1 protein-coding gene is annotated in these 1,192 nt (G+C 51.0%); it reads left to right on the forward strand.

Annotation, left to right across the window (positions count from 1 at the left end):
- Positions 1-1,191, forward strand: a complete 1,191-nt coding sequence (tuf, locus tag A1332_RS01675) for an elongation factor Tu (RefSeq protein ID WP_064006847.1) — start codon at positions 1-3, stop codon at positions 1,189-1,191.
- Position 1,192: the final 1 nt, after the last annotated feature.

The following is a 1,192-nucleotide window of genomic DNA, read 5'->3' on the forward strand; positions in this document are numbered from 1 at the left end:
ATGGCTAAAGAAAAATTTGAAAGAAAGAAACCGCACGTAAACGTTGGGACCATAGGTCACGTTGACCACGGCAAAACCACATTGACAGCGGCACTAACAAAAGTAATGGCTGAGCTGCAAGGTGGCGAAGTTAAGGCTTTTGATCAAATCGACAACGCCCCAGAGGAGCGTGCGCGCGGTATCACCATCTCTACCTCTCATGTGGAGTATGAGTCAGCCAACCGCCACTATGCCCACGTTGACTGCCCGGGTCATGCTGACTACGTCAAAAACATGATTACCGGTGCTGCCCAAATGGACGGCGCGATTCTGGTTTGCTCCGCCGCTGACGGTCCTATGCCGCAAACCCGCGAGCACATTCTGTTGTCACGCCAAGTCGGTGTGCCCTACATCGTTGTGTTCTTGAACAAAGCAGACATGGTGGACGACGCCGAACTGATCGAACTGGTTGAGATGGAGATTCGCGAGTTGTTGAATCAATACGAATTCCCTGGCGACGATACTCCCATCATCGTTGGTTCTGCCTTGAAAGCTTTAGAAGGCGAACAAAGCGAAATCGGTGTACAATCCGTAGTTCGCTTGGTTGAGGCGCTGGACAGTTACATTCCAGAGCCAGAGCGCGCGATCGACGGCAAATTCTTGATGCCTATCGAAGACGTATTCTCGATTTCCGGTCGCGGTACCGTAGTAACCGGTCGTGTTGAGCGTGGCATCATCAAAGTCGGTGAAGAGGTCGAGATTGTTGGTATTAAAGATACCGTCAAAACCACCTGCACCGGTGTTGAAATGTTCCGCAAACTGCTGGACCAAGGTCAAGCGGGCGATAACGTCGGCGTACTGTTGCGTGGTACCAAAAGAGACGACGTAGAGCGCGGTCAAGTATTGGCGCACGTTAACTCAATCAAGCCGCATGCGCATTTCAAAGCGGAGATTTACGTACTGTCCAAAGAAGAGGGTGGTCGTCATACTCCGTTCTTTAATGGCTACCGTCCGCAGTTCTACTTCAGAACTACAGATGTGACCGGTGCGGTCGATCTGCCAGAAGGCGTGGAAATGGTGATGCCTGGCGATAACATTTCTGTTGTCGTAAAACTAATCTCACCGATTGCGATGGAAGACGGATTACGTTTTGCGATTCGCGAAGGTGGTCGTACCGTCGGTGCGGGTGTTGTTGCTTCTATTATCGAGTAAT

Source organism: Methylomonas methanica (assembly GCF_001644035.1).
Lineage (GTDB): Bacteria > Pseudomonadota > Gammaproteobacteria > Methylococcales > Methylomonadaceae > Methylomonas > Methylomonas methanica_A.

Bases quoted from the DNA above. Each gene is read 5' to 3' on its own strand.
- tuf (WP_064006847.1), top strand. From the start codon at position 1: ATGGCTAAAGAAAAATTTGAAAGAAAGAAACCGCACGTAAACGTTGGG.